The sequence below is a fragment of the Rummeliibacillus sp. TYF-LIM-RU47 genome (genome assembly GCF_008638315.1).
In the GTDB taxonomy this organism is placed as follows: Bacteria; Bacillota; Bacilli; order Bacillales_A; family Planococcaceae; genus Rummeliibacillus; species Rummeliibacillus stabekisii.
In genome coordinates, this window is the sequence record NZ_VVIR01000001.1 from 1,883,743 (window position 1) to 1,909,857 (window position 26,115).

Annotated in this window: 24 protein-coding genes; 8 read left to right on the forward strand and 16 right to left on the reverse strand. The window is 35.7% G+C overall.

All coding sequences use genetic code 11. The annotated features are described in order from the left end of the window. Positions 1 to 109 precede the first annotated feature (109 nt). From F0527_RS09500 to F0527_RS09510, 3 genes are all read right to left on the reverse strand, one after another. Positions 110 to 673, reverse strand: a complete 564-nt coding sequence (locus tag F0527_RS09500; protein ID WP_147196744.1) for a GNAT family N-acetyltransferase — start codon at positions 671 to 673, stop codon at positions 110 to 112. 386 nt (positions 674 to 1,059) lie between these two features. After that, positions 1,060 to 2,085 carry a ketopantoate reductase family protein gene (locus F0527_RS09505; protein ID WP_150284656.1) on the reverse strand — a complete coding sequence of 342 codons (1,026 nt, stop codon included), beginning with the start codon at positions 2,083 to 2,085 and terminating at the stop codon, positions 1,060 to 1,062. A 67-nt stretch (positions 2,086 to 2,152) separates the two neighbouring features. Next, positions 2,153 to 2,893 carry an acetoacetate decarboxylase gene (locus F0527_RS09510; RefSeq protein ID WP_066788311.1) on the reverse strand — a complete coding sequence of 247 codons (741 nt, stop codon included), beginning with the start codon at positions 2,891 to 2,893 and terminating at the stop codon, positions 2,153 to 2,155. Between the two features lie 148 nt (positions 2,894 to 3,041). On the opposite strand from F0527_RS09510, the gene F0527_RS09515 reads away from it, so the two are divergent. After that, positions 3,042 to 3,929 carry a LysR family transcriptional regulator gene (locus F0527_RS09515; RefSeq protein WP_150284657.1) on the forward strand — a complete coding sequence of 296 codons (888 nt, stop codon included), beginning with the start codon at positions 3,042 to 3,044 and terminating at the stop codon, positions 3,927 to 3,929. Between the two features lie 410 nt (positions 3,930 to 4,339). Here F0527_RS09515 and F0527_RS09520 read toward each other — a convergent pair whose 3' ends face one another. Then, on the reverse strand, positions 4,340 to 5,464 hold the full coding sequence (locus F0527_RS09520; RefSeq protein WP_150284658.1) for a conserved virulence factor C family protein: 1,125 nt from the start codon (positions 5,462 to 5,464) through the stop codon (positions 4,340 to 4,342). Between the two features lie 18 nt (positions 5,465 to 5,482). Continuing rightward, positions 5,483 to 7,363, reverse strand: a complete 1,881-nt coding sequence (locus F0527_RS09525) for an ABC-F family ATP-binding cassette domain-containing protein (protein WP_150284659.1) — start codon at positions 7,361 to 7,363, stop codon at positions 5,483 to 5,485. A 327-nt stretch (positions 7,364 to 7,690) separates the two neighbouring features. Between F0527_RS09525 and F0527_RS09530 the strand changes: the two genes are divergently transcribed. Beyond that, the gene (locus F0527_RS09530) at positions 7,691 to 7,888 is read left to right on the forward strand and encodes a cold shock domain-containing protein (RefSeq protein ID WP_066788321.1); all 198 of its coding nucleotides are present in this window, start codon (positions 7,691 to 7,693) and stop codon (positions 7,886 to 7,888) included. 311 nt (positions 7,889 to 8,199) lie between these two features. Here F0527_RS09530 and F0527_RS09535 read toward each other — a convergent pair whose 3' ends face one another. From F0527_RS09535 to F0527_RS09550, 4 genes are all read right to left on the reverse strand, one after another. After that, positions 8,200 to 9,411 carry an MFS transporter gene (locus F0527_RS09535; RefSeq protein WP_150284660.1) on the reverse strand — a complete coding sequence of 404 codons (1,212 nt, stop codon included), beginning with the start codon at positions 9,409 to 9,411 and terminating at the stop codon, positions 8,200 to 8,202. 359 nt (positions 9,412 to 9,770) lie between these two features. Beyond that, positions 9,771 to 11,078: a hemolysin family protein gene (locus F0527_RS09540; RefSeq protein WP_150284661.1), complete on the reverse strand. Its 1,308-nt coding sequence runs from the start codon at positions 11,076 to 11,078 to the stop codon at positions 9,771 to 9,773. Positions 11,079 to 11,320: 242 nt separating this feature from the next. Further along, positions 11,321 to 12,691, reverse strand: a complete 1,371-nt coding sequence (locus tag F0527_RS09545; protein WP_150284662.1) for an aspartate kinase — start codon at positions 12,689 to 12,691, stop codon at positions 11,321 to 11,323. Between the two features lie 586 nt (positions 12,692 to 13,277). Continuing rightward, a complete protein-coding gene (locus F0527_RS09550) occupies positions 13,278 to 13,469 on the reverse strand; it encodes a zinc-finger domain-containing protein (RefSeq protein WP_066791885.1) in 192 nt (63 codons plus the stop codon). Positions 13,470 to 13,549: 80 nt separating this feature from the next. Between F0527_RS09550 and F0527_RS09555 the strand changes: the two genes are divergently transcribed. Then, a complete protein-coding gene (locus tag F0527_RS09555) occupies positions 13,550 to 13,942 on the forward strand; it encodes a reverse transcriptase-like protein (protein WP_150284663.1) in 393 nt (130 codons plus the stop codon). Between the two features lie 75 nt (positions 13,943 to 14,017). Here the strand turns inward: F0527_RS09555 and coaW are convergent, their stop codons facing one another. The 3 genes from coaW to F0527_RS09570 all read right to left on the reverse strand — a co-directional run bounded on the left by coaW (position 14,018) and on the right by F0527_RS09570 (position 16,313). Then, on the reverse strand, positions 14,018 to 14,842 hold the full coding sequence (gene coaW, locus F0527_RS09560; protein ID WP_066788333.1) for a type II pantothenate kinase: 825 nt from the start codon (positions 14,840 to 14,842) through the stop codon (positions 14,018 to 14,020). Between the two features lie 282 nt (positions 14,843 to 15,124). Further along, positions 15,125 to 15,544, reverse strand: coding sequence for a MarR family winged helix-turn-helix transcriptional regulator (locus F0527_RS09565; protein WP_150284664.1), 420 nt, complete (start codon positions 15,542 to 15,544; stop codon positions 15,125 to 15,127). 34 nt (positions 15,545 to 15,578) lie between these two features. Then, positions 15,579 to 16,313 carry an SDR family NAD(P)-dependent oxidoreductase gene (locus tag F0527_RS09570; RefSeq protein ID WP_150284665.1) on the reverse strand — a complete coding sequence of 245 codons (735 nt, stop codon included), beginning with the start codon at positions 16,311 to 16,313 and terminating at the stop codon, positions 15,579 to 15,581. Positions 16,314 to 16,501: 188 nt separating this feature from the next. On the opposite strand from F0527_RS09570, the gene F0527_RS09575 reads away from it, so the two are divergent. Beyond that, a complete protein-coding gene (locus tag F0527_RS09575; protein WP_150284953.1) occupies positions 16,502 to 17,293 on the forward strand; it encodes a squalene/phytoene synthase family protein in 792 nt (263 codons plus the stop codon). Positions 17,294 to 17,353: 60 nt separating this feature from the next. Here the strand turns inward: F0527_RS09575 and F0527_RS09580 are convergent, their stop codons facing one another. Next, on the reverse strand, positions 17,354 to 17,818 hold the full coding sequence (locus tag F0527_RS09580) for a YaiI/YqxD family protein (protein ID WP_150284666.1): 465 nt from the start codon (positions 17,816 to 17,818) through the stop codon (positions 17,354 to 17,356). Positions 17,819 to 17,977: 159 nt separating this feature from the next. Between F0527_RS09580 and gdhA the strand changes: the two genes are divergently transcribed. Together gdhA and pepF are read left to right on the forward strand one after the other, a co-directional pair. Further along, positions 17,978 to 19,351, forward strand: coding sequence for an NADP-specific glutamate dehydrogenase (gene gdhA / locus F0527_RS09585; protein ID WP_223823551.1), 1,374 nt, complete (start codon positions 17,978 to 17,980; stop codon positions 19,349 to 19,351). A 164-nt stretch (positions 19,352 to 19,515) separates the two neighbouring features. Continuing rightward, on the forward strand, positions 19,516 to 21,333 hold the full coding sequence (gene pepF / locus F0527_RS09590) for an oligoendopeptidase F (RefSeq protein WP_150284667.1): 1,818 nt from the start codon (positions 19,516 to 19,518) through the stop codon (positions 21,331 to 21,333). Positions 21,334 to 21,436: 103 nt separating this feature from the next. Here the strand turns inward: pepF and F0527_RS09595 are convergent, their stop codons facing one another. Beyond that, positions 21,437 to 22,108 carry a TerC family protein gene (locus F0527_RS09595; RefSeq protein ID WP_066788352.1) on the reverse strand — a complete coding sequence of 224 codons (672 nt, stop codon included), beginning with the start codon at positions 22,106 to 22,108 and terminating at the stop codon, positions 21,437 to 21,439. 306 nt (positions 22,109 to 22,414) lie between these two features. Here F0527_RS09595 and hmpA point away from each other — a divergent pair, with 306 nt between their 5' ends. After that, a complete protein-coding gene (gene hmpA / locus F0527_RS09600) occupies positions 22,415 to 23,602 on the forward strand; it encodes an NO-inducible flavohemoprotein (protein ID WP_150284668.1) in 1,188 nt (395 codons plus the stop codon). 111 nt (positions 23,603 to 23,713) lie between these two features. Beyond that, the gene (locus F0527_RS09605; RefSeq protein WP_147196719.1) at positions 23,714 to 23,941 is read left to right on the forward strand and encodes a hypothetical protein; all 228 of its coding nucleotides are present in this window, start codon (positions 23,714 to 23,716) and stop codon (positions 23,939 to 23,941) included. A 24-nt stretch (positions 23,942 to 23,965) separates the two neighbouring features. Here the strand turns inward: F0527_RS09605 and F0527_RS09610 are convergent, their stop codons facing one another. Next, positions 23,966 to 25,249, reverse strand: a complete 1,284-nt coding sequence (locus F0527_RS09610; protein WP_150284669.1) for a Na+/H+ antiporter NhaC family protein — start codon at positions 25,247 to 25,249, stop codon at positions 23,966 to 23,968. Between the two features lie 183 nt (positions 25,250 to 25,432). Then, positions 25,433 to 26,074 carry a Yip1 family protein gene (locus F0527_RS09615; protein ID WP_190323432.1) on the reverse strand — a complete coding sequence of 214 codons (642 nt, stop codon included), beginning with the start codon at positions 26,072 to 26,074 and terminating at the stop codon, positions 25,433 to 25,435. Between the last annotated feature and the right edge of the window lie 41 nt (positions 26,075 to 26,115).

Genomic DNA, 26,115 nt, shown 5'->3' on the forward strand with positions numbered 1-26,115 from the left:
CTCTCTATTAATTTACCATAGATAGTAGAAGAAAAAAGCAAACAATGGAAAAAAGTTATCTAATACCAAAAAAGGTGAATTAGATAACTTTTATATTCTCAGCAAGATTTTAGCTGACAGCCTTATATTGCTCATACCAGTTTAAGAAATCCTCTCTTCGAATCATATTTAAGATACATGGGGTTCGTTCCTGCTGTTCAAGTTTTTTCCATTCATGTTCAAATTGCCGTTCAACATGCAATGTTATATAAGGTAGTTTGGCTTGTGCTTTTTGAGAACGAATATTTCCTAAACGTGCTCCCGCAAATACATATTCCAAATCTAATTGTAAAAAGGCAATTTTTAATATCTCTGCCTTAGCCAATTCATTATATCCTTTACCCCAGTGAGCTTTGCCTATCCACGTACCAATATGGCAGGTTTTTTGTAATTCATCAATCAACTTTAATGAAATAACACCAATTAATTGATTTCTTTCATTAAAAATCATACGTGAAACCTGTTGGCCCATTCTTTCTTCTAGCTGAACAAGGCGTATAAAATCACGTGTCCCTTCCAATGAGCATTGGGCATCTGTCATACCAAGAGCTTGCCGAATTGCTGGATCGCTTGTCATATTAGACATCTCTTCAGCAAAGCTTATATCATGCGGAACTAATGTAATAGATACCACTTGAATAACCTCCCTGAATTTATTTTACAATAGAATATATACATTATAGACACAAGTTAGACACAATTCAAATAATAATATTCTCCTCTCTTCTATTGCCTAATTTGCTAAATGTAAACGACACCTCTTCTTTTTGATGATAATATTAATTTTCACCTTTATTAATTACTTAAATATCTGTAATTTTGAAAAAATAATTAATATTAAAAACAATAAATTTGGTTTTAGAATTTTTTACATTTACGCCTATTACTTTTTTAGAATAATATTATTAAGTACTTGCAATTTTATTATAACCCCAAATTTCTATCTATATGAGTGATTTCCAGTATTATAAGAAAAAGAGTGTAAACCGGATTGGTTTACACCCTTTTTTAAATCATTTATTAGTTATTTAATTCCTCAAAAAATTTAATATTAGAATCGAATACCGGCAATTCTTTGGTTTCTTCAGCGTGTTTCACCAAACTAACAACCATATCATTATATGGAGTCGGTATTCCTTTTTCTAGTGCTAAACGAGGAATAACCCCATTTATATAGTCAATTTCAGTTTTTCTTTTCTTTTCCAAATCTTGCAGCATACTTGCCTTTAACAGTCGTGACGATCTCATAATATCACGAAGTGTTTGAATACGTTCAGGAATATCTTTTTCACTTTTCACTTCTAATGAAGCTATATCAAAACCACCCATATCAGCAAATTCCACACCATTAGCATGTGCCACTTTAATTGTTTCATCTGCAATATGCACTGCACTTTCTACACTAATCTCATGATCAAGTACCCCACCAAACTCTGTATTAAGAGCCGCAGATAATCCGCTAAAAGCATTGTTAATTAACAATTTGGACCATTTTGTTCCAACTAGGTTAGTAGATATGTGAGTTCCACCTACAAGATCTAAGATTTTTTTGATTTGCTCTATTCTTTCTGTTACTTCGCCAGTTAATTCACCAATCTGAAAGGCATATTCTTTAAAGCGGTTAAACTCCGTTGTTAGCTCTGATACACCTGGTTTAATAAAAGTCGCACCAAATTCTACAGAACCTGCTACTACTCGTTCTCTCCCAACAATAGATGCTACCTGTTCTTCAGGTATACCATTTTGCAATGAAAGTACTGTGCTTTGGTCATTCAAAAATGGCAATAAGTCTTGTAAGATTGAATGGTTATAAAGCTGCTTTGTTAAAAGTAGCACTAAATCATATACCCCTGACATATTCTCTGGTGTAATCGCTTTTACCTCTGCATGAAAATCTATAGTACCTGTTATTTTTGCTCCAGTCTCGTTTAAGGCGTCCACATGTGCTTGATAAACATCAATCAATTCTACATCTTGTCCGCCAGCAGCAATATATGCACCGGCAATAGTTCCTAAAGAACCTGCTCCTAACACTGCAATTCGCATTTTAAATTCCCCTTATCTTTTTCATTTTAGTACATCTATTTTTTTCTGACCAATTATTAATGCCTGCCTATTTATCCGCTAGATAATCGAAAATAACAGTTGGCGACGCTAATGAAAGCTCGGTCAGGATGTGTGAAGCTGACACTACCTCAAGTACAGGCAAATCCGCCATTGGAGCCAATGCATGGGCGAACAGTTCCAACCTCGCAGGTCCTGACCAAGCTCCGAGAATCTTAACATCTGTAATTTGGCTTCGGACCAATTCACAAATTCTTGGATACCCATCATATCCAGGCATCTTTTTAAGCATATAGTTTGGTTTAACAATTTCTTTTAGTGCCTCTGAATGGTCGAGAGGATAATGTTTGTAACCCATAGTAGCTGTTGCTACTCTCAAAGAACCATAATCTAATGTTCCAACCAAGGCGTCTGAATCTATATATAAATTAGGCTTGCCTAGTTTTTTCGGGTATGCCGCTATCTCCCTACCGGATGCAATTGCCGGAAAGCTGTCTACATACATGGCATGTAGATAATCACCCTCTTCTCCTTCAAAGCTTACAGGTATGACCTGCCCGCATTCCGTGTAGGATCCAAGACCAGTTACATCTGGCATTTTCATTATTTCAAATCTCACGAGTGGGTCTTTAATCTCTAAAGGTTCGGGTACGATTTTCTTTAAACTTTCAAGGTCAGTTCTATATAAAATATTTAAATATTCTCGGTTATAAAAATGATATGGTCCAACCGGGAACGCCCCTGCATCTAACGGAGTAGTAAACTGTCTAACTACTTCTTCCTTCCTCATCTAATAAACACTCCCTTTGAAATTAGATATGTTATATTTTCTTCTTTTTGTTCCTTACACATATTATTTTAAATCGCATTTTACATTTAATCTAATACATAATAATATATAAATGTATTTATTATAATAAATAGGTGGTATTTAAAACATGGAGTTACTTCAGTTACACTACTTTCAGACAGTTGCCTACACTGAGCATATTTCTAAGGCTGCCAAACAGCTAAATATTGCTCAGCCTTCGTTAAGCCTTACTATTAAGAGACTCGAGGATGAATTAGGGACGAAGTTATTTGACCGGAAAGGAAGAAATATTCAATTAAGTTCGTCCGGAAAAATTCTTTTGAGACATGTGAATAAAATTTTTACAGAAATTGAAAATGCAAAAATGGAGATTCAGTCAAAGGATCAAGAAAATGCAAGCACAATTAAAATATCTATTTCCAATCCTCGTTTTCTCACAGGTCTAATTAGTGAATATATCACCCTTAATCCTGAAACAAAAATTCAACAGGGTATTGGAGTTAAACGTGGCATAATAACAAGCTTGAAAAAGGGAGACATAGATTTAGGTATTGCAGGCCCGCCTATAGTGGATGAAGAAATAACAAGTTGCGTTTTGGTAGATGAGGATATTGTCCTTGTATTGCCTATTAGTCACAAGCTGGCAGATCATTCGGAGATTTCCTTAAGAGATATTGCAAATGAACCTTTTATATCTCTAGCCGGTAATGAGGAATACAGTAGATTTACAAACGAGCTATGTGAAAAAGAAGGTTTTACACCAATAAATAATTTTGAAGTAGATTCTAGCCTATTGGCAGAAATCATCAAACTTGGACAAGGTGTAGCATTACTTCCCATTTCGGTATGCAGAAAATACCATTTACATTACGTCAAGATAGCTGATATCCGTCCTACCTACACTGTCGGCTTGTCATGGATAAAAGATGGTCTATTACCTCCATCTGCAAAAGAATTTAGAGACTTTATTATTACTTATTTTAAAGAGAACTCTAAAATGTTCAAAATTACTTAAAAATAGATTAAAAGTGTTAACGATGGATATTATAAGGATTTTTTTAAACAAATAATTAATGTGAAAATTTTCAAAAAAAGAGGTTAATCCATCCTTCATAGCGAATTTATAAGCATACAAAAGTAAGGAGTTGTTGTTTACATGAAGGATTTGAATACAGCCATTTTCCTCTGCGTATTAGGACTTTTATTACTAACTGCAAGCATTTTTGCACCCATTTATAGTATAGTCATCCGACTTCTGCTAGCTATGTTTAGTGTTGTATCATTTTATAACAGTTATTCCATGTACTTTTCAAAAGGACGAAGGAGAGAAGATATAATCAGCTCTTAATATAATATAGAAATGCCAGCATATCGAAGTTGATTATGCTGGCATTTTTCTTTTAAAATAGGTTCGATTCAATCCACTTATTTTACATCATTATTTGCTCGAGCTTCAGTCATCTGTTTCCAGACAGATCCCATGGCCTCTTCCCCTTTAGAAATACGGGCAATGGCCATTTCCACTTGCAGTTTCACTTCGAATTCAGGATCGTTGTTCGCTTTTTCTAATGCTTCAAGGCTTGCTGGGGTACCTGTTTCATATAAGAACATGGCAGCCCTCCAGCGAACAAGCTTATTTTTGTCTTGCAGAGCTTCTATTATTGCTGGTTCAAATTCAACAAATCCTAGATCGCTCATGCAATCTCCAGCTGTGCGACGAACAGAAGCACTTTTATCTTTTAATGCTTTACTTAAAAATGGTACGACTGCTTTGTCCTCAATCATTCCTAAATATACCGTTGCCAAGCGGCGTATTGACATTTTTTCGTCATTTAACGCAAGGTCCAATAATGGAAGGTCACTTGTATCTGGGTCAGCCATTTGATCAAGCAATTGGAAACGTGTCTCCCAATCATCTGCTTCAAACTCCTGGATAGTAATTTTTCGTTTTTCTCTTGTTACTATGTTCTTTTCTTCTTTACTTGCTTCGATTATTTCTTGGATACGTTTTTCAGGATATGCGGCCTCCAGTTCATCCACCAAGCTCTGCCCAATTTGATTCTTATCACCGTAACGGACACCATAATCCACCCATTTACGCTCCATAATATAGTTTTCATCTTTTTTCAGCATATCGTTAAATGCATCAACAAATCTTTTTGAAAGACCAAAACGTTGTTCAGATAGACTATCGAACACTTTTACTTGTAATGGCATACCTTTAAACATTTGGACATGTACATATACTTCGCCATAATGTTCGTCCACTTTTTGAGCCTCTGAAAGTTCGTTATTTTCTCCAAAAGCATTGCGCACGGCGGCCAATAGCTGAGCCCAATCATACTTAGCATTTCGTTCGACTGCCAAAAAGTCAGCAACATGATAAACGCCTTTCACACCCTCGATTTTCAATATTTCTTGGATTACTTGTGGTGCGTCTTCTTTATTGTTCTCAGAATAATTATGGGCTGTCCCAAAAGGAAGCTCTTGGTCTAATATGACTTTCATTGTATTTGGGCTTGGTGTAGGTTCTATACTTTTAATATTCATATTTTCTTTCATTCCTTCCTATTCGTTCATAATCCCTTGTAAATACTCCCATCTTTCTATGAGCTCTTCATATTTTGCATTTTGCTGTTCTAAGTCAGAAGTTAAATTTTGAAGCAAAGTAAAATCTGAGCCGGCTTTAGCAATTTCCTCTTCTAATGCCATAATGGCTTCTTCCACTTTTGCAATTTCCCCTTCAATCGATTCCCACTCTAATCTTTCTTTATAAGTTACCTTTTTCTTTTGTGTTTTATCTTTTGGTTTAGCCTTTGGAGTTTGAGCAATTTTTTCTGATTGCTGTTCTTGTATTTGCTCAATTGCTAAGTAATCGCTATATACCTCCAGGCTTTGTTCTACTGTTCCATCTTTTAGAATCCATAACTTCTTCGCAATTCGGTCAAGGAAGAAGCGATCATGTGATATTGTTACAACCACACCTGGAAATTGTTCAATGAAGTCTTCTAATATTGATAGAGTTTCAATATCCAAATCATTTGTCGGTTCATCAAGCAATAAAACGTTCGGTTGTTCCATTAGTAATTTTAACAGGTGCAACCTTTTTCTTTCGCCACCAGATAACTTTTGGATGATCGTACCGTGAGAGTTCATTGGAAATAAAAAGCGCTCTAGCATTGCAGCTGCAGAATGGTGTTCACCTGAAGCATCTTCAATATCATTTGCTGTTTCTCTAATGTATTCAATCATACGCATATTGCCGTCCATTTTAGGAAGCTGCTGTGTAAAATGTGCAATTCGAACAGTCGAGCCAAATTCAATAGTTCCTTCATCCGGCTGAATATTGCCTGCCAGGATATTCAATAATGTACTTTTCCCAGCACCATTTGGCCCTATAATACCAATACGATCACCTTGTTGTAAAAGGAAGGAGAAGCAGCTTATTAATTGTTTTTCGTTATAAGCTTTTGAAACTTCCTTACCTTCGATCACTTTTTTTCCTAATCTTGCTGTTGCAAGACCAATCTCTAATGAGTCATCCTCTTCTACTTTGTCCAGGTTCTTGGATAATTCATCAAAGCGTTGAATGCGAGCCTTCTGTTTTGTAGATCGGGCCTTTGCTCCTCTACGAATCCATTTAAGCTCGGAACGGTAACGATTATGCATCTTCGCATTTGTTGCTTTCTCTATCTCTTCCCGTAGTGCCTTCGCTTCTAAAAAGGCTGCATAATTCCCTGTATGTTTATATAGTGTTTGGTTTGCCAACTCATAAATATGGGTTGACACAGCGTCAAGGAAGTAGCGATCATGTGTAATAAAAATGACTGCCCCCTTTAAACGAGAAACCATATCCTGAAGCCACTCCGTTGACTGTACATCTAAATGGTTCGTTGGTTCATCTAATAAATAGAGATCTGCCGGCTCTATAAGAGTTTTGGCTAATGCTACACGTTTTTGCTGGCCACCAGATAAGTGACTCACTTGTTCTTCAAATTGATCGATGCCCAACCTTGTCAATGATGATTTAGCTAATGCATTAATATCCCAAGCCTGTTGTTGTTCCATTTGCTGTTGAAGCCGAAATAGCTTTTCTTGCAGCGATGTGGAATCGGGCTGGCTGCTTAAAGCAAAAACAATTTCCTCATATTCTCTATTAAGAGCAAGTATTGGGGAATCACCAGAAAAGACCGCCTGTAAAACGGTTTCTCCTTCTTTAAAAGTTGGATTTTGTGGCAAGTATGCAATCCTATATTTATTTGGATGGTCAAGTTCTATCGTATCAGCTTCCAAATCACCTGCTAAAATAGACAGCAATGTTGATTTCCCCGTACCATTAATCCCGATAAGCCCTGCTCTTTCACCTTCTGTTATAGTAAAATCAATATTTCTAAACAGTGTTTTATCTCCTACTGTTTTAGTAAAATTAGATACAATTAAGTGACTCATAATTTTCCTTCTCTTTCTAATGGAGTTGATATATAAAGTCTACCATATTTTAAAGCCTTTCTTCAGCCATTTGAAAGCTTTGATTCCGCTTAATAGACATGATCTATTTAGTATACTTCTCTTAGGCTCAAATCTCGCCTAAAAAGCTCTTAGCTCAACTATTGTGAGAGTTATTTGACAATTTTTATATAATCATGTATAGTTTACCCAACACTGATGAATACTAGAATGAGCCTTAACTTGCTCGTTTGAAGATTTTATTCAGATTTTAATCAGTGTTCAGAAATTCATTTAATTAAATATGGACTGTTGTGAGGAGGATCATGGATGCATCAAGGAAAGGTAAAATGGTTCGATAACGATAAAGGCTATGGTTTTATAGAATATGACGGCGATGACGTTTTTGTCCATTTCACCGGCATTCAACAAGAAGGCTTTCGTACTTTAGATGACGGACAAGAAGTAATGTTTGATATCATTGAAGGAAATCGCGGTCCCCAAGCAGCAAATGTGGTGAAATTATAAATCAACAATGCTATTTGCGAAATTTTTGTAAGTTAAGATAAAGTTTCTATCAGTTTTATAGTTAGCGTTTAATGCCGCTGTATATAAAAATGGAGCTATTAACTATTTACTTATCAAGACTTAATAAATAAGATAAAAAATTAAAGGGTTCTACATATCTGATATGTAGAACCCTTTCTTCTTTTACTAAAGCCTCGTACAATAAGTTCAACAGAAAAGACCATCAAAAGTGATGGTCTTAATTCATAAATTTTCATACATTCGTTAAAAACAAAGGAAGTTTTAGTTAATTTAAAACTTCATCTTTAACTTTATCGTTCCATAACATTTCTAACAAACAATTGCTTATTTTTATGAGCAATTATACTTACAATTGCAAGTAATAGCCCCGATATGACGAATACTATTCTAATTCCTAAAAAATCTGCTAATACTCCCATAACAAGAGAGCCAACACCAAAAATCCCAGTTCCGATAGCCCCTAAGGAGGTATAAACAGTGGACAACTGTTCTTTTGATACACTAGTTTGTATAACCGTTTGTTGAGGAATTTTCTTAATTTGCCCAAAGAGTCCCACACAGAGTGATAAAAGTAAGGAAATTAGAGGAATGCTGTTTAGGCTAAATAATATTGTGAATAAGAAACTTGAGAATGAACCAACAAAAATAAAGGTTCCAATTTTCTTTTCTACAAAAGAAGAAAATTTAATACAATAAGCACTTCCTAAAATCAAACCTATAAAATTAGCTCCATTGATAAATCCCCACCATTTTTCATCAACGTTCAATGCATCGCTGACAAACACATATAAAATAGCAGCTATCCAAACTGTGGCTGCAATTGTTTCCAAAAATTCTATCCAAGCAATCCTTCTTAACACTGGAGTGTTAGATAAAGTTTTCCACCCCTCTTTAATCTTTTCTAATTTACCTTTTATCTCGGTTGTTTCATGATTGCTAACACTTTCTAAAAGGCAAAGTAATATGCTTGCAATTATAAATAAACAACCAACTAACCAAATAAGTTGTTGAGAGCTAACAATAATCAACAATGAACTTCCTACGAACCACATTCCTGCTTGTATTACTTGCGTAATAGTTTCAGAAATTCCATTAGCTTGAATTAGATGCTCAGGTTTAACATAGTAAGGAGTCAATGTCTGTCTTATTGGATTTGCACAACCGTCAAAAAAAGCAATCCATCCTATTATTAAAAAGATAAAATAATAATTAGCTGCTGTTAGACCTATTAACATTAACCCAAGAATAAAGAGTAAAATAGTTTTTGCAATTTGTGACCCAGCAAGTAACCATTTAAGATTTAATTTCTCAACCAAGAGAGGTGTCAACAGACTGGATATAAACATAGAAGAAGCAATTGTAAAAGGCACGAACGATGCTGCAATTGCAGAACCTGTTAATACAAAAATTGTACTTATTACACTGACTATATATAAAACATCGCCTATGTTTGCGAGTGATTGACCCAATAGTAATAAAGAAAAATTTCTATTCATTTTCATTATATATCCCCCGATATTTCATTTTGATTTTGGCTTAATAGGGGAATATTATATTGGACTATTCATTAAAATTTGACTCCTTTCATATATGAGATAAATCTGGGGGATTTAGATTCATCAAAAGTTTTTTATTATCAAAAAATATTTCTTAGAATTATAGCATTGCTTTTCAGTATGTTACACCCTACAGTAATAAGTAATTAACAGCCATATATTTAGGGCTTTTTCCTATCCATCTAAATACTTTATATACTTCACCTTAACTAATCTATTATATAAAAGAATAGAGGATATATGCTCATATATTGAACATAATATCCTCTCTTGGATTAGTCTAAATTAATGGCTAATAACCCTTTTTAAACACTTACTTTTTTTGCTTCGACACGAATGATTTGATGTTTATTCACTTCTTTTACAATAAATTGGAAGCCATTTTTCTCAAAAAATACGCCTTCCTTGATATTATCATGTTGTGACATAAACCATCCGCCAATTGTATCTATATCTTCTTCATCTATTTGAACACCTAACATAGTATTGACTTGTTCTAATAGCACTTTGCCATTAAATTTAAAATGGCCATCAGCTACCTTTTGAATTTCAGGCTCTTCATCCTCATCAAATTCATCTCGAATATCTCCGACAATTTCTTCTATAACATCCTCTATAGTTACGAGGCCTGACGTACCTCCGTATTCATCTAACAAAATGGCCATATGAATGCTTTCCCTTTGAAATTTTAGTAAAAGACTATTGATTGGCACCGTATCAATAATACGGATGACAGGCTGCATATACTCTTCAACTGTTTTTTGACCATTTTTGGCATCCATCACAATAGCTGATAAGAGATGCTTCATATTAACAATGCCGATGACATGGTCTTTATCACCATCCATAACTGGATAACGAGTATATTGTTCTTCATTCATTAATTCAAATACATTATTTAATGTGGTTTCTTTATTAAAGCCAATCATTTCAGTACGAGGAACCATGATTTCTTTCGCAATTCGTTCATCAAATTCAAAAATGCGATTAACCAATTTATATTCAGATGGATTTATTTCTCCACTTTTATAGCTGTCTGATAAAATCATGCGCAATTCTTCCTCGCTATGTGCCTCTTCATGCTCTGTTGACAACTTCAAGCCAAAGAGACTTGTTAGCACCCTTGCTGAACCATTTAATATTTTGATGAGTGGATAAGTTACAATGTGAAAAATAATTAAAGGACCTGCAAACCTTAATGTAATCTTTTCTGCCTGCTCGATTGCAAAAGTTTTTGGCGCCAATTCCCCAATAACTACATGTGCAAACGTGACAACCGCAAAGGCAAAGGCGAAAGAAAGCCATTTAGCTAAGCTTCCATCAATACCAGCCATCTCCATTAGGGGTGTAAAGACTTTATGGGCTGTTGGTTCTCCAATCCAGCCTAAGCCGAGGGCTGTAATCGTAATACCTAATTGACAAGCTGATAAGTATTCGTCCAAATGACTTAATACTTTCTTGGCTTTTATAGCTTTTCTATTACCTTCCGTAATAAGTTGATCGATTCGCGTTTGCCTTACTTTTACAATCGCAAATTCTGTGGCGACAAAAAACCCTGTCATTGCAATTAAAAGCACAAACAGAACTAAATTACTGGCTATCTCACTGTCCAAATATGATTTCTCTGCGTTATTTGTTTTAACGCAGAGAGTTCACCTCCTGTTTTTTCAACTACTTCTTATTAAAAGGTTTAATATTCAAAAATGCAAATGCAAACCATTGTTTAACGAAAAATTTTAATATTTTGTCATTCAATGCTGTTTGTCTATGTTGTGCATCTGAATGTATGTTATTAATAGAAATGATGTATTTTGATTTATCTTTAGGCAACTGCCTTTTAATATAAGTTTATTTTTTAATTGGCATACGCTGCCATAGCGAAAAATTCTTCATATAGTGATCTAAGAATCGTATCTTCGTATTTTTCAAGTATACCAAATGCTAAACTAACCTCAGATGATCCTTGATTGATCATTTCTATATTAGCCCCTGTTCTCGAAATGGCAGTCGCTGCTCTTGCGGCTAGCCCCGTACTGTTATTCATACCTTCTCCTACAAGAACGACCATTGAAAATCCATGTCGGAAATAAACATCATCTGCATGCAATTCATTGTATGCCCTCTTAATAATCCTTTCTTCCTTTTCAGGTGTTAATTGATGGCTCCTTATAATAACAGAAATATCATCAAGACCAGAAGGTGTATGTTCATAAGAGATATATTCCTCTTCAAGAATTTGGAGTAGTTTACGGCCAAAACCAATCTCTCTGTTCATTAAATATTTACTAATATATAAGATTGAAAATCCAGCATCAGCTGAAATGCCTGTAATAGCATGTGGGTTTACGTGCCTTTTTTCAACTATTTTTGTTCCCTTTGCTTCTGGATTATTTGTATTCTTTATATGAACCGGTATACCCAATTTCACAACTGGCATCAGTGCTTCATCATGAAACACCGAGAAGCCTGCGTAAGACAATTCTCGCATTTCTCTATATGTAATCTCCTGAATCTCTGAAGGGTGATTAACAACTTTAGGATTGGCAGTAAATACACAATCTACATCAGTAAAGTTTTCATATACATCTGCCTGAACAGCCGCTGCTAAAATAGAGCCTGTAATATCTGAACCCCCTCGGTCAAATGTCCGCAGCCGACCCGCTTTTGTGAATCCAAAAAAACCCGGAAAAATAACAATATCTTCTGAATCTTTTAAAGCTGCTAAATTCTTATACGCTTCATCTATTGCCATTGTTCTAGAAGGGGCTTCGTTCACAATAAGCCCTGCTTCCTTTGGGCCAATATATCTTGCTTTTACACCTATTTTATTCAAATATGCTGCGATCATTCTGGCGCTATAATCCTCACCGCAAGCTTTTATTGTATCAAACAAATATTGCTCGCTGATCTGTAAATTATGATGAATGCGATTATTCAAATCTCTTCTTAAATCTTCAATAATCGTATCATCTAACCCTAGGTCTACTGCATTCACATGAAAACGAGATACAACTTTTTCAAGTCTCTCTTGATAATCAACACCGGCAATAACGCCATTAACTAAGTCGATAAGCAAGTCTGTTACTTTAATATCTTCCGGAAATCTTTTTCCTGGAGCGGATACAACGACTAAGCGTCTTGATTTGTCCGATTTAACGATTGATGCAACTTTTTTTATTTGTTCCGCATTCGCTACTGAAGTACCACCAAATTTACATACTTTCATCAAATCATCTCCCAATTATGTACAACATTTTGAATAATGTTTTAAAACAGTGTATAAATAATACAATATTTAGTCAATAAATATAAAAATATTTATCTAATTTTTCTTAACATTAACTTAAATTTTATATGTAAGGTGGCCTTTTATACTTATAGATAGGAAGAGTTCAACAATGAAGAAATTTTAAAATTAATTTTGATTATTTACCAACTCTCTTGAGAATTTGATATATATTAGTATTCAGAATCCCTGCTTCTATATAACTTCTTATTAATTTACAATGACTGTAATTATTCATCTAAGCGGCTGGAAAAATAAATTTGCTGTTTCTAATGCTTTACCATTTACAGCCATAGTAGCTGTTACATTGACCATGGTTTCATTATCCTTTAAATTACTTAACTAAAAATGGCCGACAAGTATTTTCTATACATAATCCTCTAAAATAACATCTATCTTTTCATTTTAACCTTTTGTAGGCTTCACCTTTGTTAAAATTAACTATATTCCTTCATTCCATTAAGAATTCCTAGTACAAAAAAAGTATTGAGAAAAATACTCTCAATACTCTAATTTATAGTACAATCTATTTACTGTAGACTTTTAATAATTCTTGTCCTAAGAAGTGCAATTGTTCGCCAACCGTGCAGGATTCAATACAAAATTTATGAGCACCGGCTTTGCCGCGTTCTGTACGCAGTTGTTGTTTGGCGAGGCAGCCATCACAATAATCTTCTAATAATTCATCGATTTCTTTAACGACGGTGACCTGGTTGATCAAAATATATCACCTCTTTTTCGTATACGTTTCATTTTACTAAAAATAAGCGATAATATGCAAGTGAAGGGAGTTTAGACATGCTAGAAGTTTACATTGATGGAGCAAGTGCTGGAAACCCAGGCCCTAGTGCCATAGGGATCTTTATTAAAGGGGAAGACCATTTCATAAAATTGAGCGAACCTATAGGTATGGCCAATAACCATGTAGCTGAATTTATAGCACTTGTACGTGGCTTAGAAGAAGCAAAAAAGTTAACGAATGGGATGGTATCATTTCGATCCGATTCCAAAATTGTCGTGGCTTCTGTAGAAAAAGAATTTGTGAAAAATGCGGAATATCAGCCATACTTGGAAAAAGCACTTGTTTTAATAAAAGAGTTCGACTTTTTCTTTATCAAGTGGGTTCCTGATACGCAAAATAAAGCGGCTGATGCCCTGGCAAGAGAAGGTATACAAAAAAATAATGCATAAGGAATATGCCAGCAGCAACCGCTGTATTGAGCTTGCTACTGGCATTATTTGCATATTCAAAAGTAACTAGTAAAACTATTGTGTAACATTCATTAACGCGCCAATTGCTCCGCTAAAACCATGGTCATCTAAAAATACAGGCGTTTTCTTTTTTAATATCGTATAGTCGGCGATAATATCTCGCAGTTTTTCATTATTATCTAATGTTGTGCCGATATATACAATTTGCTCTACTTCATTTTGCTCTGCAAGTTGAATACTAAGCGTAGTAATTACTTCACCAACCAACCCTTGAATTGTCGCTAAAATATCCTCTGTCCTATATTCTAAAACATCATTAATTCCAACCTTGCCAAAATTGCTGGCCGTCAAGGTAGGAGAGATCGGTGTTTCCATCCCCTGATAAATATCTTGGACTAAAAGATCAATACCCATTCTACTTCCTTTTTTAGCAAGTTGAAGTATCTCTTGGTAATTAATGATACCTGTAGTAAGAGCTGACAAGCCAATTAAGGTGCCTCCTCCAACCCCTGTTCCTCCAACTCTCATATGCTCTATTTGATTCATGTAATGGATAGATGTTCCTGTACCAATATTTGTAATGATACATTTGTCGAAATTGTGGTTTTCTTTTTCCAGCTGATACCGAACTCCTTTTAGAGTAGCTTCAAATTCCACTATATAATGTAAGTTTGTATCTTGGTCAAGCATTGTCTTTACTTGTTCGGCACGGCCTCCAGTAATTCCAATTTCCTTTATATTATGCTTCGAATTAATCCAGTTTATAATAGCTGGCATGTTATTAGAAGGAAAGTGCTTTAATTTTAATTGGTTGTTTTCATCTAAATATGCAAGTTTTGTAAGAGTTCCTCCTGCATCTAAACCGATTGCTTGTGACATATATTAATCTCCTTTTTCCGCCCACTCCTACTTTACTCTGTATGAAGAAATTGTGCAAATAGCTTTTTAGCTTCTCCAAAAAGTTCCATTTCAAGTTCATTATTATAAAGAAGCAAAAAAGTAAAGTACCCATAAGAAAGAGTTAAACCTTTCTTACGGGTACTTATGTTAATCCAATTGAATGGATCTTTTTTAGTATTTAGAAGCAAGATAATGGCTGCTCTCAACGATTGCCAATAATCTTAAACCTAATTTTTGTAGGCGAAAAATGGGGGATTTTAGTTATTGATTATTTAATTTTGTATAAATAGCTAATAGATGATTAATGTCTTCATCAGATAAAACTTTAAAATATTCTCGTTTCATATCTTGACCTAGGATTGTTGCCTCTTTGAGTACATTTAATCCCTCATCAGTGATTTCTAAAAATGTAATACGGCGATCCTTAGAACTTGCGTTTCGGACACAGTAGTGATTGGCAATTAACTTGTCCGATAAATGCGTCAAAGATGCAGGAGCAAATTCTAGATATTTTGCAATATCAGAAGGTCTGCTTGGGCCGTGTTCTTTTAGATAACTCAGAACCAAAATATGAGAAATACCGATATTTACTTTAAATAATTTCTTCCAACGGATAATCATTTTCCCATTTACTTTATCCATTTCATGAAGCAATTCAAATAAGGAAGGATTTTCGGTCATATGCATCCCCTTCTTTTCTAAATTTACGAATTTATTATTGTGCTGAATATCCACCGTCAATAACTAATTCTGCACCTGTAATATAAGAAGCTTCATCAGATGCTAAGAATAAAGAAGCATTCGCTACTTCTTCTGGTTTACCTAGACGGCCCATTGGAGTAGCACGGATTAAAGCATCCATTGCCTCTTTAAATTGGCCAATATTTGCAGTCATTGGTGTTTCAATTACACCAGGGAAAACAGTGTTAACACGGATGTTGTGTTTTCCAAGTTCAGCAGCAGCTGCACGTGCAATCGCACGAAGTGAACCTTTAGATGCTGTATATGGGTTCGTACCTGAACCGATTAATGCAGTATATGAGCAAGTATTTACAATTGCACCTTTGCCAGCTTCAATCATATACGGTTTTACATGTTTGATTCCAAGGAATGGTCCAAAAGAGTTGATTTTATGCAATAAAGCCCAGTCATCTGCCGTAACATCATCAGGTGATTTTTGAGATGAAATACCAGCATTATTGATTAGAATATCAATGCGACCATATTTATCTACGATGTTTTTAGTCAATTCAGCCCAATTTTCATCTGAAGTCACATCTAGTTTCATACCTTCAACGCCGTCAATTTCTGAAACATTAGCTAAATTTTTTTCGCTGATATCTGCCGCAATAACAGTTGCGCCTTCTGATGCGAATAATTTTGCCATTTGCGCACCCATACCAGAAGCTCCACCTGTAATGATTGCAATTTTATTCTCTAAACGTCCCATGTAAAAAATCTCCTTTTATTCTCAAGTATTTAAGCATCTAAATAATATCATATTAATTTTGTTTTAGCAAAACTATAGATTATATTTTTCATTTTTCATTAATTGATATAGGATAGTTATAGAACATGTTTGAAAGTGAACGGAGGAAGTTTTAATTGGAAGCACACAAAGATATATATAAAGAAGCAATGACTGTTTTAAAGGAGACAAGCCGTACGTTTTTTATTCCTATTACATTTTTGAAAAAGGACTTAAAAACAACAGTGGCTGCTGCCTATTTGTGCATGCGGGCAATCGATGAAATCGAAGATCATGAAGAATTGCCGACTACTGTAAAAACAGACTTGTTAAATGAAATTAGCCAACTATTAAAATCTTCTGCTAACGAGGACGCCTATCAATCACTGATCGCTCCTTATAAAGACAAATTACCAGAAGTTTCTCTTCGCCTTTTTGATTGGCTATCACTCTGTCCAGAGGGTATCCGCAAGACAGTTGCAGATTCTACTAGTGAAATGGCAGAAGGTATGGCCAAATGGGCTGCAAAAGGATGGATTGTTAAAACGAAAGAAGACCTCGATGAATATACTTATTATGTAGCTGGCTTGGTAGGCACCATGTTATCAGATATATGGCTATGGGGAGCTGGAGTTGAGACTGATCGTGATCTCGCTATTGGTTATGGGCGAGGACTACAAGCTGTTAATATTTTGCGGAACCAGGATGAAGACAGTGAACGTGGCGTAAGCTTCATGCCTGAAGGCTGGACACGCGATGATTTATTTAAATATGCAGAGGAAAACCTGGCAAAAGCTGATGAATATAATAAAAGCATTAAAAAACGCAGTATCTTGATGTTTTGTAAAATTCCTTTAGCATTAGCTCACAAAACACTCGATGCAATGAGAAAAGGCCATGTTAAAATGACGCGGAGCGAAGTAGAACAAACTGTAGAAGAAGTAACTTCAGATATAAATTAAAGTTCTCCGCACCATTTAAATCTCAAGCAAAATTTGTCTAGAAAAAAATAAAGCTGGCGGTTAATAAATGCCGCCAGCTTTATTTTCAAGAATAGATAGACAAAGGCTTCTAAATTTCTCGATAAAGCGCCCATTCATTTCTTTAGTTCTTTTCTTTGGTCCTTTCGTTCTTCCACCTGCTTGACGCACCTTTTGATTAAAATGCCTTGCATAAAGAAGCTGGTCAATATTCTCTGATGTATACTGTAAGCCATTTTGGTTTATAGCATAACCTCCTTTAGCTAACACCATTGCTGCTAGACCATAATCCTGGGTAATGGTTATATCCCCTTTTTGGATTTGATTTACTAAAGCAAAGTCAACCGCATCGGCTCCTTTTGAAACAATAACGGTCTGCACTCCGTCTATCTGTATCAAGTGCGCTGTATCACAGAAAACAATTACTTCAAGTTCAAGCTCTTTTGCAACCTGAATACTTTCAGGTACGACAGGACAGCCATCTGCATCAATACAAATTTTAGGCATTCCATTCACTCCTCAACACTTTCACTTTTCATGCTAACAGTAAAGTACTGATCTGTCACATATGTTAACGCTTTCGTATTTTTATAATAATAATTGATTGAAAATTCACATCATTTTGTATAATATAGAGAGATAAGTCTAATTATATGGGGGTATTAAATGGTTACCAATATGAGAGATTCAAAGCAAATCGCAACTTCCTATATTGATAAAGTATTCAATAACCTGAAAGAACATCACGGTCATGAACCCGAATTTCTTCAAGCAGCGAAAGAAATCCTCTTCTCATTAACACCCGTATTTGAAAAGAAGCCAGAATATATGAAAGCAAGCCTCTTAGAACGGATTGTAGAACCAGAGCGTGTAGTGAAATTCCGTGTTTCGTGGGAAGATGACAGTGGAAAAATCCAAGTAAACCGTGGCTACCGCGTTCAATTCAGCTCCGCAATCGGCCCTTATAAAGGAGGCCTTCGTTTTCATCCTTCTGTCAATGAAAGTATCGTAAAATTTTTAGGCTTTGAGCAAATATTTAAAAACTCTTTGACCGGCCAGCCAATCGGCGGCGCAAAAGGCGGTGCCGATTTTGATCCTAAAGGAAAATCTGATGCAGAAATCATGCGATTTTGCCAAGCATTTATGACGGAATTACATAAATATATTGGACCCGATGTCGATGTGCCTGCTGGCGATATTGGAGTTGGCTCACGTGAGATTGGATTTTTATTTGGCCAATATAATCGAATACGAGGTGCATACGAACCTGGTGTCATTACAGGAAAACTCCCTAGATTTGGTGGATCTTTAGCAAGAAAAGAAGCTACTGGATATGGTACTGTTTACTTTGTGCAAGAAATGCTGAAAGAAAAGGGTCTAACATTCGAAGATGCTACGGTTGTCGTATCCGGAACAGGTAATGTTTCCACGTATGCTATAGAAAAAGCGCAGCAGCTAGGCGCCAAGGTAATTGCATGCTCGGATTCAGATGGATATATCTTTGATCCTGATGGCATAGACTTATCAGTTGTCAAAGACATCAAAGAGATGAGAAGCGGCCGTATTAAAGAATATGTAGACTCCCGTCCGAATGCAACCTATAAAGAAAGCTGCAAAGGCATCTGGAGTATTCCATGTGACATTGCCCTCCCCTGCGCTACTCAAAATGAAATCGACGAAGAATCAGCTAAATTGCTAATTGAAAATGGTCTCAAAGCTGTTGGTGAAGGAGCTAACATGCCCTCAACCTTACAAGCCATTCAAGCATTTTTGGCTAATGATATATTATTTGCTCCAGCTAAAGCCGCTAATGCTGGCGGAGTAGCTGTATCTGCGCTAGAAATGGCTCAAAATAGCATGCGAATTTTTTGGACTTTTGAAGAAGTAGATGAAAAGCTGCATGATATTATGAAATCAATCTACGAAAACAGTAAAAACGCAGCAAAAGAATTCGGACATGACGGAAACCTTTTGATTGGCGCCAATATTGCTGGTTTTCTAAAAGTAGCAGATGCAATGATTGCTCAAGGGATTATATAGTAAGTGATAAATTGAAGTTTTATATTCATAGAGTTTTAATTGTTTTGTTATTATCAAAAGCAATAACTTGACTTCCAATCCAATTTGTCAGAAATGTTTTACTTTATAGAATATAAGATTTATAATAGAGATGATTCGTGTTACGAAATAAAGGAGTGGTAAAGATGGTCGAAAATATACTAAAGCGTAATGAAGTACCTGTAGAAGAAACATGGGATTTGACTCATCTGGTTTCTAATGAGGAAGCTTATGAGGAAGGCGTAAAAAAGCTTATAAAAGACACAAATGAATTTAATGCTAAACATAAGGGAAATATTAACAACGCCCAACAAGTAATAGAAGTCATACGTGACTGCGAGGCACTTGTCACATCACTAATCCCCTATGCAACATATGTCTCTCTCCAGCTTGAAGAAGATCAAACAAATAATGAAGCGCAAATTCGAGCAAGTAAATTTAGCACAGTTTCTTCTCAGTTTGCTAGTCTAGTATCATTTATAGATGGCGAAATATTGGAACTTTCATCAGAAGAATTAGAAAAAGCGATAGAAATAGAGCCGACATATGCACACTATCTTAATCGATTAATTGCCAAAAAAGCTCATCAGCTACACCCAGAAGTAGAAAAAACGCTGGCAGCACTTAGCTCAACATTAGATGCGCCGTACGGATTATACAATACAACCAAACTAGTAGATATGAAGTTTGATCACTTTACAGTCGGCGGTAAAAGCTACCCACTAAGCTATAACCTTTTCGAAGGAGATTGGGAATTGGAATCAGATACAGAAGTTCGTCGCGAAGCATTCAAAGCTTTCTCAACAAAGCTGGCAGATTATCAACATACTACTGCTAAAACATATAATACCCATGTTCAAACAGAAAAAACTCTATCTGATTTGCGTGGATATGATTCAGTAACGGACTATTTATTATTTGACCAAGAAGTTGAGCAAGATTTATATCACCGCCAAATCGATTTGATTATGAAAGAATTGGCGCCTCATATGAGAAGATATGCTAAGCTTCTCCAAAAAGAGCATGGTATCGGCAAGATGACATTTGCCGATTTAAAAATTCCAATGGATCCAAGTTATGAACCTTCAGTGACTATCGAAGAATCTCGTGATTATATGAAGAAAGCGCTGGGCGTCATGGGTGAGGATTATCTTGCGATGATTGATGCTGCTTTTGATGAGCGCTGGATCGATTTCGCCAATAATGAAGGAAAATCAACTGGTGCCTTTTGTTCAAGTCCATATGGATTCCATTCCTATATCTTGATTTCTTGGACTGAACGCATGAATGAAGTATTTGTTTTAGCACACGAACTTGGCCATGCAGGGCATTTTAGAAATGCTCAAAAGCATCAAACTCTATTCAATAGTGATTCTTCTAAATACTTTGTTGAAGCACCGTCTACATTGAATGAAATGCTTATGGCGAATTATCTGTTAAAGAATTCAGAGGACCCCCGCTTTAAACGATGGGTTATCTCAAGCATTATTGCACGCACATACTATCATAATTTTGTGACACACTTATTGGAAGCTGCTTACCAGCGTAAAGTGTATGAATTAATCGATGCAGGAGAAAGTGTAAATGCAGCTATCTTAAGCAACATAACGCGCTCGGTTTTAGAAGAATTCTGGGGTAAGGATGTTGAAATTAACGATGGAGCAGAGTTGACATGGATGCGCCAGCCACATTACTATATGGGTCTTTATCCATACACATACAGTGCAGGGCTTACTATTTCTACACAGGTATCAAAACGTATCCTAGAAGAAGGCCAGCCCGCTGTGGAAGATTGGCTAAAAGTATTGCAAGCAGGTGGAACAAAATCGCCTGTTGAACTTGCAAAAATGGCCAATGTAGATATCACTACAGACAAACCATTACAAGAAACCATCGCATTCATTGGTTCTTTAATTGATCAACTAGAAGAATTAACTGCAGAAATTCATCAAACAACAAACTAATATAGAAAAAAACGTAACAATGCTGTTTTTGGCATTGTTACGTTTTTTAGTTCTTCTCATTTATAGTGTAATTAACGAATGAATCATAGCCGATGCATACACTTTATTTTATATTCCTAACTTGTCTTTTTTTTGTCCATAGTCCTACGAGTATAAGTAAGACCATACTTATGATTGGGATAATTATATTCATAAGTGGTGTTGTAGCTTCAACTAGTCGATGTCCATATTTGTCATTGACAATCATGTGCCCTGCCGTATAAGCAATGAGCAAACCGCCAATCCATATTAAAATAGGGAATTTCTCCATTAATTTAATAATGATTTGGCTACCAAAAATAATTAAAGGTATACTAACAAGCAGGCCTAATGCAACAAGGCCATTATGTCCATTGGCAACACCTGCAATAGCCAAAACATTATCAAGGCTCATAACGAAATCCGCAACTATGATGGTACGTACAGCAGCGAATAAGTTATTGCCGCTTTTTATATCCGGATCTTCTTCTTTTGAACGAATTAAATCATACGCGATATAAAATAAGAGCAAGCCGCCTACCACTTTTACGAATGGAATTTGTAGTAGCCAAACAGCAATAAATGTCAAGACGATCCGTAAACCGATTGCACCGCCTGTTCCAATCAATATGGCTTTTTTTCGTTGGTTTTTTGCTAGGTTGCGGCAAGCGAGTGCTATGACTACTGCATTGTCTCCACTTAATACAATATCTAGCAAAATAATTGATACAATCTTTGCAATAAATTCTGCTTCCATTTATTCTCCTACTTTCTAAAAGCTCTCTAGTTTATTGTACATTACTCCCTCAAAATAAAAAGCAAAAAACTTCGATAATTATATTTTTATGTACGAGGTATTCTTTCTATGCATCGTCATCTAGAACCCTCAATAACTCTTAACAAGAAAATTCGGTATAAAGTAATTCCCCATTTCAACCTCTATTACTCATCTAATGAGAGAGTATAATCATACTTCTAACCAAGTTTAAGGAACATTAAAAAGGTATATTTTTAAGTATTAAGGAAAATATAACCTATATGTATAATGGAAGGAATGGTGGCATTGCTTAGTAAAGAAAAAATGGAAATTATTAAATCTACTGCCCCCGCCTTAGAGGCACACGGTAAAGAGATTACAACGGTCTTTTACAAACGGCTTTTCGAAACACACCCAGAACTATTAAATATTTTTAACCAAACAAACCAAAAACAAGGACGTCAGCAATTAGCGTTAGCTAATGCCGTCTATGCTGCAGCTGTTCATATTGAAAACCTTTCGGAAATTATGCCTGTCGTTAGACAAATTTCTGAGAAACATCGAAGTCTTGGCATTAAACCTGAGCAGTATCCAATCGTGGGTGAAAATTTATTAATCGCCATTAAAGAAGTACTTGGCGATGCAGCAACACCAGAAATTATGGATGCGTGGACTGAGGCATACGGGGTGTTAGCGGATGTCTTCATCAATACTGAAGAAGAGATGTACAAGGAAACAGAAAATAAGCCTGGCGGATGGAGATTCTTTAAAGACTTTACCCTAGTTGATAAAATTCCAGAAAATAGATTAGTGACTTCATTCTACTTAAAACCCGCTGATGATGCACCACTGCCTGACTATAAGCCAGGTCAATATATTACAGTACATGTGCCGATATCTGGGCAAAAGTATGCACATAAGAGGCAATATAGTTTGTCTAAAACCTATGATGGAGAATCATATCGAATTTCTGTTAAACGCGAAATCATAACTGACCCAGCAGGCATTGTTTCCAACTATTTGCATGATTCATTAAATGTAGGAGACAAAATACAAATCAGCGCACCAGCAGGCGAATTTTTCTACCACACAAAAGCTGGTACTTCTGTCGCCTTTTTAGCTGGCGGCATTGGAATTACTCCACTTTTTAGTATGGTTCAATCAGCTGTTAAAGAAAATAAGGAAAAAATCCATTTTATCCAAAGTGTTAGCACCCAAGATTTATTAACATTTAGTGATGCCTTGAAGGAATTAGCGAATGATCATTCACAGCTATACTACCATGAGTTAATTACTCAAACTGATGGCTTTGTATCAAAAGAGTTTTTGGAAAAGCATATTGACACTTCTACAGATGTCTATATATGCGGACCCATTCCTTTTATGGTGGCCATGGTTAAGCATTTGCTAGCTATGGGATTGCAGGAAGACCATATCTTCTACGAATTCTTTGGTCCATCCATGACAATTGATACGGAGACACCTGAAATATAAAAAGATTAAGCGATTAAGCTTAATCTTTTTTTATAATGTTTCAGTTGCTATTTAACTTGTTCATTGGTGTATAATTAAATTACAAATTCTATTTTGAAGGTGTTATAACATATGGATTCTAAAGCAAACACGTTTCTTTCTAACGAAGAAATGGAAATTTATGAATATGCTCTAAGAGATGAGTTTAAAGGTATGCATATACCAAGCGAAAAGCAAGATGAATATATTGAAAAAATACTAACAGCTGATGAAGAAGCGATCATGCACTTAAGAAAAAAAGGTGCGATTGCAATTTCACGTGAAATTTTACAAGAAGACAATATTTTCAATAAAAAATAAGGATGTGCTCATAATTGCACATCCTTATTTTTTCTTTAAACGCGGATAACCGATTAAAATAGCCCCTACCGCACAAATAGCCATTAAAATAGGATAAAACGAATAAAACATTATGCTTACCGTTGAGATACCTGCGACACTCGCTGCAGCTAATAACTGCGGTGAATAGGGAACAAATCCTTGCCATACACTAGCAAATATATCTAATAAACTTGCAGATTTTCTTGGATCGACTTCATATTGATCCGCTATTTTTTTTGCTAGAGGTCCTGTCATTAAAATCGCAATTGTATTATTAGCAGTCGAGATATCAGTCACACTCACTAAACTTGCAATGCCGAATTCTGCCCCTTTTTTCGAACGAATTTTTTTGGATATAAACGTTAGAAGGAAGTCAATACCTCCAGCATGCTGTATTAATGCTACAAGTCCGCTGATTAATACTGCAATAATAGCAATATCCTCCATACCAACTATTCCTTTACTCGCCGCTTCTACAAACGAGAGAACACTTAATGAGCCATTTATCAAACCAATTGCAAAAGAAACAATAATGCCTCCTAGCAACACTTTTATTACATCCACCCCAATTATGGCTGCAACCAGCACATAAATGTAAGGAACTATAGAAAGGATTGAATAATCATAGGAGTTTTTGAGTGCATGACTGTTTCCTGCTGTCAAAATCCCTATAATAATAGCTGTTACCACAGCTGCAGGTAACACAATCCAAAAGTTCACCTTGAATTTATCACGCATATCTGTACCTTGTGTTCGAACAGCTGCAATAGTGGTATCTGATATAACTGATAGATTATCGCCGAACATGGCTCCTCCTACCACTGTTGCCATGGTTAAGGCTACTGAGATTTCAGTAGCATCTGCTATCCCAACGCCAATAGGAGATAATGCCACCACAGTCCCCATCGATGTGCCCATCGACAATGAAATTAAACAGCCAATAATAAATAACCCTACTAATAAAAAATTCTGTGGCAGGTATGTTAACCAAAGATTTACGGTTGATTCCACAGCGCCCATCTCTTTAGCCACATTTGAAAATGCACCTGCTAAAAGAAAAATTAAAACCATTAGCATGACATCTTTGTTTCCCGCACCTTTTAAAAATACTTCTAGCTTTTTCTCTGTTCCATCTCGGCGATTCATTACAAAAGCAGCTATACAGGCAATTCCAACAGCCATATTAAGTGGCATAGCTGTAAAGTCTTTTGTCAAAAGGCCAGAACCAATGAATAAGAGTATAAAAATAAGAAAAGGCAATAATGCCCATTTGTTGCCATGATTCATTCAAAAAATCCTCCACTTTTTAAATACACAAAGTTAATCATACCGAAATGGTTTTACAATGTAAATTTTTATTGTTTTCAGTTTTCCCTTCGCGCTTTTTCCAACAAATATTTACTTCCCTAATAATGAGAAAAGCATGCAAAAAAGCCGAAATTTCCTTACTTGAGGAAATCCGGCTTAAGATTAGTACACAATAAAACCAAATGTAATGACAAGCAGTAAAACAATTCCTATAAGGATTAATCCAATTACGATACCTGGCAATACGAGCGTAAAAAATGATCGCCAGTTCGAAAAGCGATGTGCAGTTGCGACACTTCCCACTTGGATGACAAACGTCCAAATAGTAACTATAAAGACCGCTAATGTCAGCACAATACTAATAATCGCAGCACCATTCGTTAATGCTTCATCGTTCATATTAAAAAAACTTTGAGGGGCATTGGCCATCCATACTAGCATAAATGGAGCAAGAGTAATATTAGGAATCGATGATAAACTAATTACTTTAAATATATCTTCAAAGCTTCCTTTTCCTTTAAATAATTTCCCTACAAGCCAAATGACACCTGAAGAAATAATGACGCTGACTGCCCCTATGAATGGTCCCGCTAAAATACAGCCAAGCAACAGTAGCCAAATGGAAAAAGAAGGATATAACTCTTGTCCAGACAAGCCTATCATTGTGCTTGCCATTCCGCCAAGTATGACGTAGAGAATAACATATGTCCAATTCTTATGTTCGATCACATAGCTGGCAGTTTTCTTTGGGTGGAGCCATATTGAAAAGAATGGCTGAATTTTATAGTCGTCAGGTTGATTCATAGAAAATAATACTCTCCTTTTTCTTTTTAGAAAGTCTTTAT